The sequence below is a fragment of the Aquimarina addita genome, from assembly GCF_039539305.1.
In the GTDB taxonomy this organism is placed as follows: Bacteria; Bacteroidota; Bacteroidia; order Flavobacteriales; family Flavobacteriaceae; genus Aquimarina; species Aquimarina addita.
In genome coordinates this window covers 397,642-416,102 of sequence record NZ_BAABCW010000001.1, presented here as the reverse complement: position 1 = coordinate 416,102, position 18,461 = coordinate 397,642, and the positions used below count along the sequence as shown (strand labels likewise).

The following is an 18,461-nucleotide window of genomic DNA, read 5'->3' as shown; positions in this document are numbered from 1 at the left end:
ATGATCTTGTGACTCAGAAAATATGAAAAGGTTTAATTTGACATCAAATAAATTATAGCTATTGAAAAGTTTTGTTAGTTTTTGGTTTTGGTAGTTAACAGAATATTTCTAGGGAATTTATTTTTTGGATCAAATATAAAATCCTCATCATTTAATGTTCGTAAAAAAGCAATCAGATCTACTTTTTCATTAGCTGTGAGTTGTAATGGTTTTTTTAATTCAGCAGCCAGCGTTTTACTTTGATTTTTTTCACTGGTATAGTGATTTAATACCTGATTTAATTTCTTAAAACGTCCATCATGCATATAGGGTGGTGAAAATCTAAGGTTGCGTAAGGTTGGGATTTTAAACGCCAAACTGTCTTTACTCTGTTTTGTTACCATCCATCTTCCATAATCATTAAAGATGGTATCTACTGCAATTCCGTTATTGGCAAAACCATAATTAGTAAACATAGGTTCTGCATGACAGGAATTACACTTATTTTTGAATATAGAATATCCTGTATTTTCCTGATTCGTAAATTTTTCTTTTCCTTGTATTACTTTGTCATATTTAGAGTTAGCAGATATCAGTGAGAGTTGAAATTGTGACAGGGCTTTTAGAATACGTTCTCCCGTAATATTACGATCACCATAAGCTGCCTGAAATAGTTTTGGGTATATGTTACTTTGCTTTAATTTATGAACAACATGCTGTATGTTTTCTCCCATTTCTGTAGCATCACTAATAGGAGCTAGTGCTTGCATATCTAAGTGCTTAATAGCGCCATCCCACATGAATGATTTTTGCCAGGCAAGATTGAAGAGTGCAGGAGCATTACGTGTTCCAATTTGATCTTGGATTCCATGGCTTACCTTATGGTCAGTGTGGGCAAATGCATTATATGGAGAGTGACAAGAGGCACAAGATATTGTATTATCTTTTGATAAAATGGGATCATAAAATAAAGCGTTTCCCAGGATTATTTTGTTTTTTGAAATCGGGTTTTTGGTAAAATCATATTCAGGAACGGGAAAATATTTGGGATATTTAAAAAAATCTGATTTTATAGTATAGAAACCTACAGAGCATAAACTTAAGATACCTATGACTATAAGTTTTGTTTTCATAGTGTGGTTCTAAATATAGTGGTCAATTTGTCCGCCATTTTCATCGCTTTCTGATTTGGGCTCATGATGCTAGAGGTTTCTGAAAAATTAATTTGACTAAAAAGTGTGCTGAGTTCTAGTTGTATGACAATATTTTCTTTCTGTTGTAAAGGTAATGTTATAATTCTGCTCGTATTATATGGTTCCTGATAACCACCGATATGAAACTGAAATTCGTGGTTTTGTGTTGGACAAGTGGTACTGTTTCCTTCAATTTTAAAATTGATATAACCACTTTGCCATGTCCAATACATACCGTTTGTAGGATCCAGATCACCTCCAAATACACCTGATTCACTGGTAATCGGGTCTATTCCTAAATCAAATTGAATCTTATTATAGGATATTTCATTTTCTATATCAATATCTATGATCTGGGATTTATTATTTGCTAAGTCGACTAATACATGTTGTTTCTCTAATGTATGAACTTCTGCAGAATCTTGTAATAGGGTAATGTTAGACATATAAAATTTTATTGTTCGAAATTGTATACTATCAATTTTATTATCCATTAAATAATATAAATCTAGCTTCAAAGCCTTTTGGTTAAAAAGAGGAACAAGTGATATTGTCTTTTGGGCAAATGCAGAACAAGATAATAGTAATATAGTCACTAAGATTACATGTATAAAAGATACTTTTTTTATAAAATTACTAAAGGTTGGAAAGAGTTTCATAAATTTACTTTTATATAATCAAGCGCTTTTTTCAATTTGTAATTTTGATTTTTTAGTGGCTATTGATATGTCTATAAGAAACGTAATAGATGACAATTTATTAAATAACTGAACCGTATAATACAGATTTTTCTTCATTTTGCTCCAAAAGATATTGTAAATTTTTTTTCGCTCGCTGATATAGAGATTCTATGGATTTAGTAGATTTATTCATTATTTTAGCCGTCTCATCTTGCGTATTTTGCTCAATTTTTAATAATAAAATCACCTTTTTTTGATTTTCAGGTAATTGATGAACACCTTTATAAATACGAGCGATACTTTCTTTTTCTTCCAACAATTTATCAGGTTTTTCATAAATGGGAGATGAAATGTTTTGATGAGGTGTATCAATACATACTGCCGAAAAAAAGAAACTGCGTTTGTTCCTTTTTTTTGCCTTTATAAAATCCAGAGCTTGATTCACAGTAATTCTATAAATCCATGTTTTAATGCTTGATTTACTATTGAATGAATCAAAATTTTCATATACACTGATGAATACATCTTGCATTATTTCTTCAGCATCTTCTTTGTTTTGACAGTATTGAAAAGATATAGTGAACACCAAACTACGATATTGTTTATAGATTTCCTGAAAGCACATAGATGAGGTTTAATAAAAACTTTTTATAAACTAAATGTTTATAGTTAGCTTAATTTTATGAGTTGCTCCGTTAAATTAACCAAAAAGCAAATAATTAAATTTTATTTTAAGTGAATGTGAGAAAAGTATACGTGAAATGATCTTTTAAATCTGTTAATTCGACTTAGGTGATTAAGAATCAACATACAATTATTAAGGGTTTTATAAAAATGAGTCAATACTTATACGGGGTATTAGTAACTTGGTTTTAGAAAATAAGATTATTAGAATTTTATGTAGGTTTGCTATATGAAAATTACATCACTTGTCACAGGAGGAGCTGGGTTTATAGGTTCTCATGTAGTTCGATATTTATTAGATAAAGGTCATAAGGTGGTTGTGTTGGACGACTTGTCTGGGGGTGTGCAGAGCAATATAGACCTAAGGGCGATAATCTGTATTGGTTCTATTACTGATACGACATTGGTTCAAGAAATATTCAAAAAATATGCATTTACCTATGTGTATCATCTAGCTGCTTATGCTGCGGAAGGTTTGAGTCATTTTATCCGCAGATTTAATTATGAAAACAACGTTATTGGTAGTATTAATCTAATTAATGCCGCAGTGAATCATGAGATAAAGTGTTTTGTATTTACTTCTTCTATAGCTGTCTATGGTACTAATACATTACCTCTAAAAGAATCCCAGTATCCTAAGCCAGAAGATCCCTATGGGATTGCTAAGTATGCGGTAGAAATGGATTTAATAAATGCAAAGAAAATGTTTGGACTTAATTCAATTATATTCAGACCACATAATGTCTATGGGATCTATCAGAATATTGGTGATAACTACAGGAATGTAGTGGGAATCTTTATGAATCAGATTTTAAAAAACAAACCATTAACAATTTTTGGAGATGGTAGCCAGACCAGAGCATTTACTTATATTGATGACGTAGCCCCTTATATTGCTAATGCAACGGATATACCAGATGCGTATAATCAAATTTTTAATGTAGGTGATGATACCGTATACAGTGTAAAGGAACTTGCCATGGCTGTTAGCAAAGCCATGGATGCAAAACCAAATATTCAGACGTTAGATAAAAGAGATGAAGTAACGCACGCATATGCAGATCATACTCGATTTGAAACTATTTTTCATCCAGACACCTACACACCGTTAGTAAAAGGACTTACTGAGATGGCAAGGTGGGTAAAAGAAAACGGTGCTCATTCCAGTAAAAAGTTTAAGCATATAGAAATTACAAAAAATCTTCCACCTTCTTGGAAATAAATAAAATATTTAATGAATAATCAACCACTGGTAACGATCATTATGGCGGTAAAAGATACAGCTATCTACTTACCCGAATGTATAGAATCTATTATCTCGCAGACCTATTCTAATTGGGAATTAATTGCTGTTAATGATCATTCTTCTGATGGGAGTGACCTTATCTTACAAGAGTATGCTACAAAAGATCATCGCATCCGGTTTTATAATAGTGATAGACCAAAATTGATTCCTACCCTACAGGTAGGTTATGCTCAAACTAAAGGAACATTAATCAATAGAATGGATTCTGATGATAAAATGCCTGTTGATAAGCTAGAAGTATTAGTAACCAATTGGCAGAAGTATGGTAAAGGCACGGTGATAGCTGGAGGAACAGAACATTTTGTAGATGAGGGAGAAGTAGGTGACGGATTTCTTAAATATGAGAGATGGCTAAATAAAGTAGCTAAAACAAGCACACACTATCAGGAAATTTACAAAGAATGTGTGATTCCTTCTCATTGTTGGATTATTCATAAAGAAGATTTTGATAGTGTAGGCGCTTTTGATCCGATCGTTTATCCAGAAGATTATGATCTTTGTTTTCGATTTTATAGAAAGGGGCTCCATGTCGTAGGGATTGATAAAGTCATGCATCATTGGAGAGATCGCTCTAATAGAATCTCGCGAACTTGGGATGAATATAAGGATAATCGCTATTTTGATTTAAAACTTCGCTTTTTCTATGAATTGGATCGTGACCGAAGCAGACCATTAGTATTGTGGGGAGCAGGAAGAAACGGTAAGCATATGGCTAAGCTATTACAATCGTATGACGATACGTTTCATTGGGTATGTGATAATCAAAAAAAAATAGGAAAAGATATTTATGACGTGAGAATCCAGCATTGTAATGATATCCCAATGCTGGATCATCCCCAGATTATGGTTGTTGTGAGTTCTCCCGATGGTAAAATAGAAATAAATGATTTATTAAGCTCCTGGAACAAAAAGCCTGTTACAGATTTTTGGTTTTTTGCGTAGGAGACATCGGTATGGTTTTTGAAAAGATAATATTCTAAATATAGATCTATGAAGCTTAATACTTTTTTGATAATGAGTATGTTGTCAGTTTACACGTTTGCACAAGAAAATTTTAAAGTTTATTATGAAGAGATAGAGAATGGTTATGCCATATTAGCTGATAATGGCGAGTACAGTCCGGTTTCTATGGAAATTACTTTTGAAACTGAAAATTTAGCTTCTAATATTGGTGATCAAAAAATTTTGGTGATACCAGCGCAAACAGATAAATTCCATATTGCTGATCTTTCTATTCTTAATAAAAGAAAAGGGATTAAAATAGGATATAGCATTAGATATAACCATGGTAACCATCTACAAAAAAAATATGATAAAGAGTATGCATATCATTTACCATTTAAAAAAGGAGAAACATTCACGGTGACACAGGGGTATAATGGAGCTATTTCTCATAAAGACGAATATGCATTAGATTTTAGAATGCCCATAGGTACAGAGATATATGCATCGAGAGATGGAGTAGTAGTTTTGATAGAAGAAGGATATAATAAAACCTGTACTTCTGCGGATTGCGCTAAGTTTAATAATTACATATTGATACATCATAGTGATGGAACTTTTGCAGAATATACTCATCTTAAAAAAAATGGATCTATCGTCAAACCAGGAGATCACATACAACAGGGTCAGCTTATAGGATATAGTGGTAATGTAGGATGGTCTACAGGTCCACATCTACATTTTATTGTTTTTATACAACGACTTAAAACTAGAGAAACGTTACCTACAAAATTTTTAATAGGTAATATCGAAGGTCCAATTCAGTTACAAGAGAAAGTAGCATATACCAAAGGGTATTAATAAGAGTAAAGAAAAATGTAAGAGTGTGGCGCGTTGTTTGCTTCAATTTTCTTTTTTTATTGAATGCAACCTTTAAGTAAATTATCTTCTACAATTAACCCTAATCGCTGAGCAGTCAAAAAATCCATACAATAATCACTGGATTGTAAGATTTGTTTTATTTGTCCTCTAATATAATAAGCAAAACCATAGTTTTTATTAATAGCAATAGCGGTGTTACAGTCTGACAAAGCAGCTTTTATATTTGATTCAGATTTTTTAAAAGATGATGTGTTAGGGAAACTCCAACTAACATTTCTAGGTTGATTCTTAAAATTACTACCCACAGTAAATGTTGAGAATTTTACTTTTTTTGATAAATTCATCTTTGCAATTGCCATATTTACATAAGCTGCAGGAAATTTTTTATTCAGTTCAATACTTGTTTTGAAGTCCTTTATTGCTAGTTCATTTTTATTCATATTCAAATAAATATGTCCTCTTATATTATAATAGAATTCTTTATTAAAATCGACTACATCTGGAATGAGCGCAATAGCCTCATTGATTTTTATCAAAGCTTCGTCCATGCGGTCCAGGTAGATTAAACATTCTGTAATACTAAGGTTTGTCGATGCTAAGAAACGATCATAGAAACTTGTTTGTTTTTTTGATTCTTTTTCAAACCTGGGATGGACTGCTATTTCATCTTTTACACTTTCCTTTTTTTCTAAAGAATATGTGTAGAATTCTATAGCTTTTTCATATTTTTCAATAGCTAGTAGCGTATTTCCTTTGAATGATAATAACATTCCGCTCTCAGGGAACTTCGCAAGTCCTTCGTCATATATATTGAGTGCTTTATCAAATTCTGCTAGATTGTAGTGTGCCACACCTCTTTGATAGTAATAACTAGGTTTTTCAGGATTACAAATATCTTCAATTGATTTTTTTATATCTGATATTATTACCTCATCTGTTAGGTTTCCTTTTTCGATTAAAGAATTGAGTGCATTATAATCGGCACAAGAAGCATCTAGATTTTCTAGTTGATAATACGATAAGGCTCTATTAAGATAGGGTAAAAAATAGTTTTTATTGATAGCTATGGCTTTAGAGTAATCGTCAATTGCTTTTTGATCTTCTTGAAGAGCTGCATAGATAGACCCTCTCCCTGTGTACAAAGATTGCTGGGTACTATCTAGTTCAATTGCCTTGTTTATATCTTTTAAAGCTTCCTTATGCCTTTGTTGGTCATAATATATATTGGCTCTACTAAAATAAGGGTTATAACTTTCTGGAGCTAATTCTATTGCTCTTGTCATATCAGCAAGACCTGAAGTAACATTTCCAGTATTAGCATAATATGAACCACGTTCTAAAAAATAGCCGGGGTGCGTAGGATCAATTTCAATAGCTTTATTATAATCTATTAAGGCTCCGTATTTATTATTCAAGGCTTCTTTTAATTTGGCTCTGCTAGCATATAAGGATGCATCTTTAGGATCTATGTTTACCGATTTATTAGCAAGTTCTAAAGCTTTTCTGGTGTTACCTTTTAGATAATAAATTCTTGCAATGTTATTATAGCAACGTCCACACTTGGGATTTACAGATAATGCTTCTGTATAATATTTTTCACCCTGATCAAAATTGTTTTTTGCAATATGATTATAACCGAGGTATCGTAGGATTTGTTCATTTTTAGGAAACTCTTGTAATTCTTTTTCAAAATATGTGATTGCTACATCATACTGACCAGCGGTTAATAAAGAGTCTCCGATTTTTTCATGTTGTTCTATAGATTGTGCATTGTGGGATGAAATAAAAAAAATGAATAGTGTTGATACAACAAATCTTTTCATAATGTATGTTGTATCTTGTTTAGCGTTTTTTAAGTGAGTATTTATTGTCATTTTTTATCTCGATTGATATAATTATTTCTTTATACAAGTTACTATATTTCCTGGCGCTAAGATTCCTTTATTTTTTACTATTTGGTTGTTTATTGTGTTAGCATCACTGCCCACCATTACAATTTCTACTTTTTTATCTCCTAGTAAGTGTACTGAGATCATTTTTTCATCTATTTCAATAAAAATATCAGTTTCTGTTGCAAACGTAAGATCTAATTTATTTATGGATATATTCTTAACATTAAAAAGAAATGCTCTTTGATCCTTAGAAAGAGAACGAAGCTGATGACCTGTTGCTTCAAATGACAGGTCATTCGTTTTCCAATCTTTTAGTACTGGATTTTTATCTTCTTCATTGATTCTGTTATCATATCCGGTATATGGATAAATTACCGTAATAAAACTAAAGTTATTTACTCCTGTTTTGTTAATCACGGTCCATTCTTTTCCCCTTGCTCCATTTTTCTTACTAATCTCTGTAGGAATTAATTGAAATATATCGGATCCACTGGCATCTGCAAATGTAGATCGTACTAAATCTGCTCCTTGTTCTTGGGTATAATGTCCTTGCCAGACTTGTTTATAAGTGTGCTGAGTATCAGATTTAAAATTATCCTTTACAATCCAGAAATCATCTTTTACATATAATACTTGTCTGGAGTAGGAGACTCCTATGTTTTCGAAACCCGTATGTGTACCCACAAATAGATCAAAGTTGTTATTGCTTTTCCATGTAATGGTCGTAGGTTTTGGTAATTTTTTGAATTTACCAAAACCACTACCTCCTTTATTAGAAGTCCATTGTTTTCCTTGTAATTCATTATCTACTAAAGCTACATTTTTTACCATAGAATTTTTGAATAGTTCAAAATCCTTTAACGAATACCGAACCTGATAATTAGGTAATATTGCCTGACCATTGGCAATGGCTTGTATTCCCAAAATATCACCATGCTGATGATCAGGTTTTTTATCATCGATACCATTACTAATGATCATCATTTTATCATGGTTATTCCAGCCTTCTCTCATAATATAGTATCCAGTATCGGGAAACGAAAGAGAACCATATGAAGGTGTTTGTTTTTTTATATTCTCAAGTAAATGTAATTGTGCTGTTTGAAGAAACCAATACATTCTATCATCTACCTGATCTGTTGCAAAATATCCTAATTCAGGATCTTCAAATAATAAATATCCGAGAGTCATTGTACCGGAAATATCATTTTTCTCTCCCCAAGGGATATTAGTGTCATCTTGTAAAACCGGAGCGCTACCATCGGGGTAAGCAATTTTAGCGAGCGTGGTAAACAGGGATTGTAGTTTGTTTTCCCAGACACTATCTACTTGTATATGACTAATTTTTGCTAATTGATATACATAAAAGTAATTTTCGATATCACTCATATGATAATGTACCGATCGTTCAAACTGAAAGCCATCTGGATTTATCTCTTTAGAGAGATGTTCTTCTAATCGGGTCATCGCTCGTTCATACCATTTCTCTGTACCTTTAAAATCTCGTAAAAGGATAGCTAACATAGCTAAGGCGGATACACCTCTGGTTTGATGGTTGCCAGATTTAAATTCGGCATTGTTTTTATATAAGTGGGCACCATGCTGTAATAAAGTAGCAATGGTAATGAGTTGGTTTTTATTAGTATAGGTGTTCTCTCCTAAAAACATGTTGTGAATTGTTAACCAGTTAAGTACACGGTATCCGGACCTAAAAGCCTCATACACACCATTGCCATCTTTGATTTTTTCGTAGGTTCCTTTTTCTAAAGATGCATTTAGCGAATGCATCTGATCTACAAAGTATTGGATGTATTTAGGATCTTTTTGGTCATAGAAATACTGAAAACCTACATCTACCATTTTATGTTGTCTGGCAAGATGACGTAATGCGTATGCATTTACTTTTTCTCCATTACGATAGTTAAAAGGAAGCACCCAGGACGTTGTTCCTGTGAATTTTCCTATGTGGTCTTCTGCTCGGCTAATATGAGTTATTTTTTTGTGATATGATGTATTGTATGTTTCAAATCGGTCTTCAAAAGTTTTCCAGTCATAAAAGAAACGTTCTGTAAACTTTTGGCGAAAATAAGTGGCAAGTTCAGCTTCAGAATTTGTTACTTTTTTTTTGATATCATCTTTTAGATATTCATACAATTGATCAGTTTTGATTACCTGATGTGTTGCGATTTCCTGTGCTTTTATATAAGATACGATAATCAAAAAATAAAGAGTATAGGTGGTGGTAGATAGTTTCATGTAATTCAGATTTTATTCTATGTTTTTCCAGGCTTCTCTCAAGAATATTACATCCTTTTTCATTCTGGCAAATACCTCTTTGTGACTAATAGATAAAGTAGTACCCCCATGTTCTGCGCCACCCAGATCGTATTCATAATGTAAAGAGATTGGTACGTTAATGTTTAATTTTTTTAATAAGAAAAGATAGCTGTTAAAATCAACCATTCCTTCTCCCAGTGGAGTATATATGGGTTTCCATTTTCCGTTAGAGATTCCCCATTTAAAATCTTTAATTACCAGGCTGTTGATATGATCCTGAATTAATCTAAAACCTACTTCCCAATTTCTACCACCTTCTACAGTGGCATGGGTAATGTCATATTGAGCACCCAGATGATTAGGATTGATGCCTTCTAAAACCTGATCCAGATCCCAGATAGAAGATCCCATATAGATGCCTGCATGGTTCTGGTAGGTACCTATGATTCCCAGAGAATGAGTGAGTTTAGATAGATCTGTAATTTTATTTTTAAATTCATTGAGATCTTTTAGAATCTTGTTATTTTCAGAATATTTTAACCAGCCCATTCTACAATATGTATAGTGTAATTGACTGGCAGTTTCCAGAATTTTTATGTGTAGCGGGTTATCGATATCTTTAATCTTTGTAGTGATCATATCCGGAGTAAAACCAAACGCTTTGATCGCTTCTGTAGCTTTAGGTAGATCCTCTAACACTTTTTCTGGTGATACATGTCCTTTATCTCTAACGGTGAGATCAATACCATCAAAACCAATTTCTTTGGCAGCTTCAGCCATGTCCATATAATTGAGAAACTGTAAATGTTTTGAAAACACAAATATCTTTAAATCATTAGGAACCAAAATAGTGGGTGTTAAAATAGTATTTGCAGTATTGATAAGAGGTATACTTCCTATGGCACCCAATGTGGTAAGTTTTGTAAAATCTCTTCTGGAATATAATGATTTGTTTTTCATTGCAGCAAGGATGCCTAAATTTACAGACTCTAATAATAGATAAATGTACTAAAAGTTTTTAACGTGCTTTTTTGTTTAGACATAAAAAGGTTAAAGTATTTAACAAAAGTTAAGCTTATGATAAAAGAAGAATAACGTTGTTTTTATTTTTACTTTTGAAAAGCAAATCAAACTCAACTAAATTATGCGAAAATTATTTTTTTTATTGATAAGTATAGTATTCTTCTTTTCTTGTCAGCAACCCAAAAAGTCAGCAGATCTTCTTGTTTTTAATGCTAATGTATATACAGTACAGGACAGCATGCCAAGAGCAGAGGCTTTTGCTGTAAAAGACGGAAAATTTATTGGAGTAGGAACAAGTGAAGTTTTAAAGAAGACATATTCTTTTTCTGATTCGTTAAATGCAGAAGGAAAGACGATTATACCGGGTATCATTGATGCACATTGTCATTTTTATGGACTGGGGTTACAACAGCAAAAAGTGGATCTTACAGGAACTACTAGTTATGAAGACGTGATCAGTCGGATTGTAGCATTTCAAAAAGAGAAAAACGTTTCCTTTATTACCGGTAGAGGTTGGGATCAAAATGACTGGGAGTTACAAGAGTTTCCAACTAAAGAAAAGTTAGACAGTCTTTTTCCTGATACACCTGTAGCGGTAACAAGAGTAGATGGTCACGCCATGCTAGTGAATCAGAAAGCATTAGATTTGGCTAAAATAACTGTGGAAACGAAAGTCTCTGGAGGAGAGATATTACAAAAAGACGGTCAATTAACAGGGATATTGATTGATAATCCTATGGAGCTTGTAGAAGCTGTTTTTCCAGCGCCTACCAGAGAAGAGCAAATTGCCGCTTTACAGGAAGCAGAAGCTATCAATTTTAGTTATGGATTAACGACGGTAGATGACGCTGGTTTAAGTCCAGAGGTAATCTCATTGATAGATAGTTTACAAAAATCAGAAGCATTAAAAATAAGAATGTATGCTATGGTGAGTAATGTTCCTGAATATGTAGATCAATATCTTGCAGATGGCGTTTATAAGACAGAGCGACTTAATGTTTCTTCTTTTAAGGTTTATGCAGATGGCGCTTTGGGATCACGAGGAGCCGTGTTAAAAGAAGCATACACAGATAAAGAAAATCATTTTGGAGCTATGGTTATAGGTGTTGCTGAATTTAAAAAATTGGCAAAAACAATTGCTGATTCAGATTTTCAGATGAATACACATGCGATTGGAGATTCAGCAAATGCAGTAGTGATGAATACGTATTATGAGGTGCTCAAAGATAAATCGGATAGGAGATGGCGTGTAGAACATGCACAAGTAGTGGCTCCCACAGAGTTTGAGATTTTGAATGATAACCTGGTCATGAGTGTACAACCTACACACGCAACCAGTGATATGTATTGGGCAGATGAACGATTGGGCGAAGAAAGAATAAAAGGAGCCTATGCTTATAAAAAGCTGTTAGAAAAAACCGGGAAAATAGCTTTAGGTACAGATTATCCGGTAGAAAATGTAAGCCCTTTTTATACTTTTTATGCAGCAGTAGCCCGCAAAGATTTAAAACAATATCCAGAAGGTGGTTTTCAAAAACAAGATGCTTTAAGTCGTGAAGAAACTCTAAAAGGAATGACTATTTGGGCAGCCTATAGTAATTTTGAAGAACTTGAAAAAGGAAGTATTGAAGTCAATAAACTTGCTGATTTTGTGATACTAGAAGAAAATATAATGGGAATAGATGAGGATAGAATTCCCAATGTCAAAGTCATAAAAACCTATATTGGAGGAGAAATGGTGTATGAAAAATCAAATGCCAAGAAATAGAAGTCTATGTGATTAAATTATAAGTATCTTATTAATGGCTGTAGTAGGTTATCTCCCTCCATTGGCTTGTAAATCGGCAATGCATTGGTCATCTAATTGAGGAACACCATTACCGAGCATATTCATCATGCCAGAACGAAATTCTATAGCTGCAGCCATTAAACAGCTTGTTACATTACAATGCCCTTTGGCTTCTGAGTCTTCATGTTCTGATTGTAGTGAGGTTCCTATATTAACTAATCCTAATAAATGTGCAAACTCATGATTCAAAGTAGCGGTTTCAATTGTAGATAATAAGGGTGCATTAGTATTCATGCTTAATTTACGTAGTGTGTCTTCATAAATAACCAAAGAAGTATTAAGATACGCCGTTCCTAAAGTGATTTTAGTATCGGTGTCTTCCTCATTGCCTCCATCAGCAAAATAAATATAAATAACGATTTCATCACCTTCATTAAAGGTGGTTCGTAAATCAGATTCTATCTCATTAATTTCCTGAGTGGTAAAAGGGGCCATACCCGATGAGGCAACACTTCGCTGATTAATAGTAATACCGTCTGGTTTGAATATGCGTTCTTCCAGAAAGGATTTGAACTCATTAACAGCTGTTGCAGTTGGTTCAAAACCTTCTACAGAGACCATCTCTATGGTTAATCCTTTATAAGTAGCATCACTTAACAGGTCATTAGCTGAACTACCTAAAGGTTGTGTGTTAGCAGATAAACCTGATGCGATTGGGGTATCTTCATCGTCATTGGAACACCCAATAAGAATTAGTGAGCTTATGATCAGGATGCTAAGTAATTTTGTAATTTGCATAAAATTTTTTCAAAAAAGTATTGATTAGTAAATAAACGAATTTATGAGAAGTTTAGTTTTTATTTTAACTTTTATTTTAACAAGTGTGATATATGGGCAGCAAAGATCATACCATGAAGATGCTATAAAGTATTTAGAAATAAACGGAACAGAACAACAATATGAGGGTGCAGTAGATCAAATGTTTGTGATGCTGCAACAACAATATCAGGATAGAAACGTGCCTGACTCTGTATGGGATGAATTAAAAAATCAAAAAGAAGATGCTATTATTAATATTAAGTCTTTATTAGTATCTGCCTATCGTAGTAATTTTTCTCAAGATGATATCAGACAATTGATTACTTTTTATGAGTCTGAAACGGGCTCACAGGTAGTTGCTGATATAACACAACTAACCGATGCTCAAAAAGCAGAATTGAATGCATTCTATAACTCTGAGGTGGGTAAAAAAGTTCAGAATCAAAGCGAAACTCTAACTATGATGGTAAGTGAGGTAAGTGAATTATGGAGTAGAAGTTTATATGAACAAACGATAGAAAAATTAACCGGTAAAGGCTATTAAACTAAGGTTAGTCTGGCTAAAAAATCATTTGCTGATCCTTCTATAATTAATTCACAAAGAAATCCATGAGCATTTGCTGCATTTTGTAAGGTGTTAAAATCTAAATATAACCAATCAAACCAGTCTGATTTATTGTTTTTATAAGTTAGTTTATATTGCATTTCACCATAATATCCAGCAGAAGCATCCACCCACAGCCCACCATCTTCTTCTACGAAAAGATAAGAGATATCGGATGAGTCTATTAAAATTTGACCAGAATCTTTTAATATGCTCTTTATGTGTATAAAGAAATGGTCAATATGTGATAATTTACCTATGATACCACTACCATTCATTAAAAGAAGTAATGTATCGTATTTCATACCTTTTACATCAAAAATATTAATGGTTGATGCTTTTGCAAGACCTCTTTTCTTACAAATCTCGATAGCTCCTTTAGAAATATCAATTGCATGTACATCTAATTTTTGTTTTTCCTGAAGAAATAGACTGTGACTACCAGCACCACAGCCAATATCCAATATCTTTCCATACGCAAGATCCAGTGCCTTTTGTTCTATTGCTGGCATATCATCATATGATCTGAATAAATAAGAAACAGGAATAACGTCATCATCAAAGTCAGGCGCTTGTACAATGATATCTTCGCAGTACTTGTGATGATAAAAATCGGTAATTGCCAATCCAAATATATCTTTATTCATAGTAGCTTATGGTTTATTGGAATAGAGTGAGTGTATAAGTTTTTTTAATACTCATTATGAGTTACTTTTGCAATATGCAAAAAATCATAGATCAATTACCAAAACTGGCCAAAGATAAGGAGATTGAAAATAAAAAGTATTTTGTAAAGCTCAAAAAGAAGCCACCTAAGCACTTGGATAGAACGATGCAGGAGCTTCATGATAAAGAATTTCAAAAAACCGAGTGTTTAGATTGTGCTAATTGTTGCAAAACTACCGGGCCTTTATTTACAGATATAGATGTAGATCGTATTGCTAAACATTTAAAAATAAGTTCATATCAGTTTGAAGAACAATATTTAAGAAAAGATGAAGATGGAGACTTTGTCTTGCAAGAGACCCCTTGCGCTTTTTTAGCATCAGATAATTATTGTTTGATTTATGATGTAAGACCAAAAGCCTGTAAAGAATATCCGCATACCAATAATAAAAAGTTTTATCAGATTTCTAAGCTAACCATGGAGAATATTACTATATGCCCTGCAGCCTATAATATTGTGGAAAAACTAAAAGCAGTCATACCTTTAGAGCATAAGAGTAATCGGAGAGGATAATATTTTGTAGTTTGGAATGATTTTATTTTTCGGATACTATAATCTTAATGAATTTATCGTATTCGAACCCTTTGAGCTGTATTTTATATTTTTTCCATAATATAACTCTATCATTATTTATACTAGTTACTACTGATTCTATATTATCTTCGGATTGAACAGTTTTTGTGAATTCATATGAATTAAGCTCCTCATCTGATTTTTCGTTATCATCACTATAAATAGATAAGAATACTTCGTTTTTTTCTTTCTTTTTATTTAGTATTAGGTAAGCAGATGATTTAGTTACTTGATTTATGGAGTTTTTATGAGAAAATGATGCTAAAGTAATGGATAACCCATCTTCGAATTTGATTTCTTCACCATGTTTTATGTTGATAACAGCACCATATTTCATATAATTTGTTTTAATATTATCGAATTTATTTTGTGCATAAGAAAAATAGCTTATAAAAATTAAGATTATAGCTAAATTTAGCTTGAATGTAGGCTTCATAGAGCTTAAGGATAAAAATCTTTTAATTGGATCACTATTCTAAGTTTTGATAAGATTAGATAAGGTTCTAGAAAAAGTATCAATGATAAAATTGCCATACTCCGTTTTTACGCCCGATGATATCCTTAAAACCAACGATAAATTCACTTTTATCTGAGGTTCTAAATAAGGTAGTTCCATCTTTTCGCTTTACCAGAAATAGTTTTCCGTTGGCAATAGGAACTAAATCAATCGATATGGTATTAATATCGTCAAAAATACATTCATCGTTAAAAGCCATGGACAATCCTTTTGTAATTTCGGTAATTAAAGTTTCCTTTTTAGTCTCTGGCTTAGCCGTTATTTTATAATTAAGTATTGGATCCATAGCTATAATCATGTTCTGGATATCACCAGATACCATTGTCTTGTAAAATGAAGTTGCAAAGGACCGCGCTTCTTCCTTGTCTTTTTTATTGTTTATTTGATCTACCTCCATCCAGGACCAATTTTTTCTATCAGAAGCTAGTGTGACCTCTTTGTGAACGGGCGTATCATTATTATCAATCTCAATTTTTATAAGTGTTTCTCCTTTGTCTCTAGCTGTAGAACCATCTGCCTTTGTGAAATTAACTAAGCGAATAAAGGTTTTTCCTTTATTGGTTAATGGGTATACGGATAGCGTATTAATTCCTGGCATGACAAAGTATTGTGCCTGCGTATATGAATTACCATACCCTGTTTCTGTAGTGTTTGTTTTTAAGGTAGTTACAGGAATATCGTTTAACCTAACTTCCACATGACTTCCTTCTCCATATACTTCTAAATATATAAATTTTTCTTCGTCCTGCATATCCATAGTATTCGTTTCTGTTGTGTGAATCGTCATTGCTAAAAGATTAAAACTTAGAAGAATTAATGGTAGAAAAATAAGGTTAGTTATCGAATTTATCATGTGCTTTTTAATTTTAGAGTTCGAAGAAAATATAATTACAACTTACATACTACCCTGTTTTCAGGGAATTTTATAAAAAAGTGATGAGACTATGATTAACAATGATGCAAAATGTATAATAGGAAGATCTATTCTATCATCTAACCGAAAAGAACCCTGTGTTTTTAAAGAATCGTTGATCAGAAAGAAAAGATGATAATGTTAATGTTCAATTAACTTGAATAAGATAAATGATAGACGAAGTATAAAAAATGTCCCTACAATTACAAAAGCAATTGTAGGGACATAATATGTGAGTATTTATTGTACTACTAAGAGACTATTTTGCTGCTGCTAGTGCTGCATTAAGTCCTTCTACAGTTTTAGCCATAACAACACCAGGTAATTTTACTGGAGATCCTATTTCTGCTAAGAAAGTTCCTTTAACATCACCGGCCTTAAAGGTTGTAAAACCAATACGGTATAATCCTACAGTGATTGCAGATAATGGATCTTTAATATCTGTTTTATGTCTTAAAAGAGAATTACTTCCTTTTTTAGAACCATCTTCAGAATCGTCATTTTGTGCTAATGTAAACCACGTTGCTCCAGCAACTGATTCTTCTGTAATATTACTTTTACTTAAAATAGTAGATCTTTCTAATGTGATATAAGTATCAAAAGAATCTGTCGAACCTGCATTTGCAGTATAATCCTCGGATACAATAGCATTTTTGATTTTTCTCTTACCAGCAGGAGATGTCATTCTAACACCTAATTCTGGAGCTGCTACAGGTACCCAAACGTATATGTAATAAAAGTTTTTACCATCTTTTACTTCATCCTGTGCTCCTGCTTCTGCGTGTCCTAAATAAGAAACGACATCAGTATATGGTACTCTGATCGTTTTACCCATCACTTCTTTACTGATTGAACTACCAAATTTTTGGGCTTGAGCATTAAAGTTACTACCTAAGGCAGCAAGAACGAATAGGATTGCAATTTTTGTTTTCATGTTTTTAATTTAGATATTAATGATTGATTTTAACTTACTCTTAACTATAGCAATTAGCCTGCCAAACTTACAATTATAATTGGAAATAATAAAACTATCTTATTAATAATAGGATGTAATTGATTTTGTATTTGATCATTATGAATTGTAATTAAATCATTACGACTATTTGAGTTTTTTATTTTAATTCTACACCATACTGATTAAGGAGAGAAAAAAATCTGGGATAAGATTTAATTTCTCCCCTTAGGGTCAACTAACTAAATTGTATTAATATGCTTAAACATATTTTGATGCCTTAATAAGGCAAAAATGCCAGTATAATCATTGCAGCACCAATGATTAATCCTAGAACTCCTAATTTTCCTTGTTTTGGTGCTAGTTTTGCTCTTAGTTTATTTGCTTTTTCTTTTGCAGCTTCATTTTTAGATAATAGCAATTGATTGATCATACCGAATCCAAGCATGAAACCTAATGCGGCTTCAACTATATTTCCTGCTAAATATACGGTCCAGCGAATTGGAAATGTAGAAAGCCATCCTATATTAAGAACCATAGAAATAATACCCCAAACTCCCCATATGCAAAATATAAGACCTATCCATCCTTGATAAGGTTCAATTTTTGCTAAAAGTTCTTTTGCATCCGGTTTTTTTGAAAGCAGTAACGATGGTACTGCTATAATACTTAAAAAAATTAATGTAATTCCCCAAATCATATTGTTTGT

The 18,461-nt window shown here is 32.5% G+C and carries 18 protein-coding genes; 6 read left to right on the top strand and 12 right to left on the bottom strand.

Annotated elements, in window-relative coordinates; translation table 11 throughout:
* Positions 1–74 precede the first annotated feature (74 nt).
* From ABD816_RS01880 to ABD816_RS01870, 3 genes are all read right to left on the bottom strand, one after another.
* Positions 75–1,112: a cytochrome-c peroxidase gene (locus tag ABD816_RS01880; RefSeq protein WP_344924209.1), complete on the bottom strand. Its 1,038-nt coding sequence runs from the start codon at positions 1,110–1,112 to the stop codon at positions 75–77.
* A complete protein-coding gene (locus ABD816_RS01875) occupies positions 1,109–1,831 on the bottom strand; it encodes an MbnP family protein (protein WP_344924207.1) in 723 nt (240 codons plus the stop codon). Before ABD816_RS01875 ends, ABD816_RS01880 begins: the two co-directional genes overlap by 4 nt.
* Positions 1,832–1,931: 100 nt before the next feature.
* Positions 1,932–2,477, bottom strand: coding sequence for an RNA polymerase sigma factor (locus ABD816_RS01870; RefSeq protein WP_344924205.1), 546 nt, complete (start codon positions 2,475–2,477; stop codon positions 1,932–1,934).
* A 288-nt stretch (positions 2,478–2,765) separates the two neighbouring features.
* Between ABD816_RS01870 and ABD816_RS01865 the strand changes: the two genes are divergently transcribed.
* The 3 genes from ABD816_RS01865 to ABD816_RS01855 are packed head-to-tail and all read left to right on the top strand — an operon-like array spanning position 2,766 to position 5,645.
* Positions 2,766–3,758 carry an NAD-dependent epimerase/dehydratase family protein gene (locus tag ABD816_RS01865; RefSeq protein WP_344924203.1) on the top strand — a complete coding sequence of 331 codons (993 nt, stop codon included), beginning with the start codon at positions 2,766–2,768 and terminating at the stop codon, positions 3,756–3,758.
* Between the two features lie 12 nt (positions 3,759–3,770).
* Positions 3,771–4,784: a glycosyltransferase family 2 protein gene (locus ABD816_RS01860; RefSeq protein WP_344924201.1), complete on the top strand. Its 1,014-nt coding sequence runs from the start codon at positions 3,771–3,773 to the stop codon at positions 4,782–4,784.
* A gap of 48 nt (positions 4,785–4,832) precedes the next feature.
* Positions 4,833–5,645: a M23 family metallopeptidase gene (locus ABD816_RS01855; protein WP_344924199.1), complete on the top strand. Its 813-nt coding sequence runs from the start codon at positions 4,833–4,835 to the stop codon at positions 5,643–5,645.
* A gap of 56 nt (positions 5,646–5,701) precedes the next feature.
* Here ABD816_RS01855 and ABD816_RS01850 read toward each other — a convergent pair whose 3' ends face one another.
* The 3 genes from ABD816_RS01850 to ABD816_RS01840 all read right to left on the bottom strand — a co-directional run bounded on the left by ABD816_RS01850 (position 5,702) and on the right by ABD816_RS01840 (position 10,795).
* A complete protein-coding gene (locus tag ABD816_RS01850) occupies positions 5,702–7,489 on the bottom strand; it encodes a tetratricopeptide repeat protein (RefSeq protein ID WP_344924197.1) in 1,788 nt (595 codons plus the stop codon).
* 72 nt (positions 7,490–7,561) lie between these two features.
* The gene (locus ABD816_RS01845) at positions 7,562–9,814 is read right to left on the bottom strand and encodes a heparinase II/III family protein (RefSeq protein ID WP_344924195.1); all 2,253 of its coding nucleotides are present in this window, start codon (positions 9,812–9,814) and stop codon (positions 7,562–7,564) included.
* Between the two features lie 12 nt (positions 9,815–9,826).
* Positions 9,827–10,795 (bottom strand): sugar phosphate isomerase/epimerase family protein, encoded by a 969-nt coding sequence (locus ABD816_RS01840; RefSeq protein ID WP_344924194.1) that lies wholly within the window; start codon positions 10,793–10,795, stop codon positions 9,827–9,829.
* A 184-nt stretch (positions 10,796–10,979) separates the two neighbouring features.
* On the opposite strand from ABD816_RS01840, the gene ABD816_RS01835 reads away from it, so the two are divergent.
* Positions 10,980–12,626: an amidohydrolase gene (locus ABD816_RS01835; RefSeq protein WP_344924193.1), complete on the top strand. Its 1,647-nt coding sequence runs from the start codon at positions 10,980–10,982 to the stop codon at positions 12,624–12,626.
* A 48-nt stretch (positions 12,627–12,674) separates the two neighbouring features.
* Here ABD816_RS01835 and ABD816_RS01830 read toward each other — a convergent pair whose 3' ends face one another.
* Positions 12,675–13,445 (bottom strand): hypothetical protein, encoded by a 771-nt coding sequence (locus ABD816_RS01830; RefSeq protein WP_344924192.1) that lies wholly within the window; start codon positions 13,443–13,445, stop codon positions 12,675–12,677.
* A gap of 43 nt (positions 13,446–13,488) precedes the next feature.
* Between ABD816_RS01830 and ABD816_RS01825 the strand changes: the two genes are divergently transcribed.
* Positions 13,489–14,010 (top strand): DUF2059 domain-containing protein, encoded by a 522-nt coding sequence (locus tag ABD816_RS01825; protein ID WP_344924191.1) that lies wholly within the window; start codon positions 13,489–13,491, stop codon positions 14,008–14,010.
* Here ABD816_RS01825 and ABD816_RS01820 read toward each other — a convergent pair.
* On the bottom strand, positions 14,007–14,717 hold the full coding sequence (locus tag ABD816_RS01820; RefSeq protein ID WP_344924190.1) for a class I SAM-dependent methyltransferase: 711 nt from the start codon (positions 14,715–14,717) through the stop codon (positions 14,007–14,009). The genes ABD816_RS01825 and ABD816_RS01820 overlap by 4 nt on opposite strands.
* A gap of 74 nt (positions 14,718–14,791) precedes the next feature.
* Here ABD816_RS01820 and ABD816_RS01815 point away from each other — a divergent pair, with 74 nt between their 5' ends.
* Positions 14,792–15,310 (top strand): YkgJ family cysteine cluster protein, encoded by a 519-nt coding sequence (locus tag ABD816_RS01815; RefSeq protein WP_344924188.1) that lies wholly within the window; start codon positions 14,792–14,794, stop codon positions 15,308–15,310.
* Positions 15,311–15,332: 22 nt separating this feature from the next.
* Here ABD816_RS01815 and ABD816_RS01810 read toward each other — a convergent pair whose 3' ends face one another.
* From ABD816_RS01810 to ABD816_RS01795, 4 genes are all read right to left on the bottom strand, one after another.
* On the bottom strand, positions 15,333–15,707 hold the full coding sequence (locus tag ABD816_RS01810; protein ID WP_344924186.1) for a hypothetical protein: 375 nt from the start codon (positions 15,705–15,707) through the stop codon (positions 15,333–15,335).
* A 178-nt stretch (positions 15,708–15,885) separates the two neighbouring features.
* Positions 15,886–16,740, bottom strand: coding sequence for a hypothetical protein (locus ABD816_RS01805; RefSeq protein ID WP_344924184.1), 855 nt, complete (start codon positions 16,738–16,740; stop codon positions 15,886–15,888).
* Positions 16,741–17,059: 319 nt separating this feature from the next.
* Complete coding sequence (locus ABD816_RS01800) at positions 17,060–17,734, bottom strand: LipL32 family surface lipoprotein (protein WP_344924182.1); 675 nt, start codon at positions 17,732–17,734, stop codon at positions 17,060–17,062.
* A gap of 298 nt (positions 17,735–18,032) precedes the next feature.
* Positions 18,033–18,452, bottom strand: a complete 420-nt coding sequence (locus ABD816_RS01795; RefSeq protein WP_344924180.1) for a hypothetical protein — start codon at positions 18,450–18,452, stop codon at positions 18,033–18,035.
* Positions 18,453–18,461 lie beyond the last annotated feature (9 nt).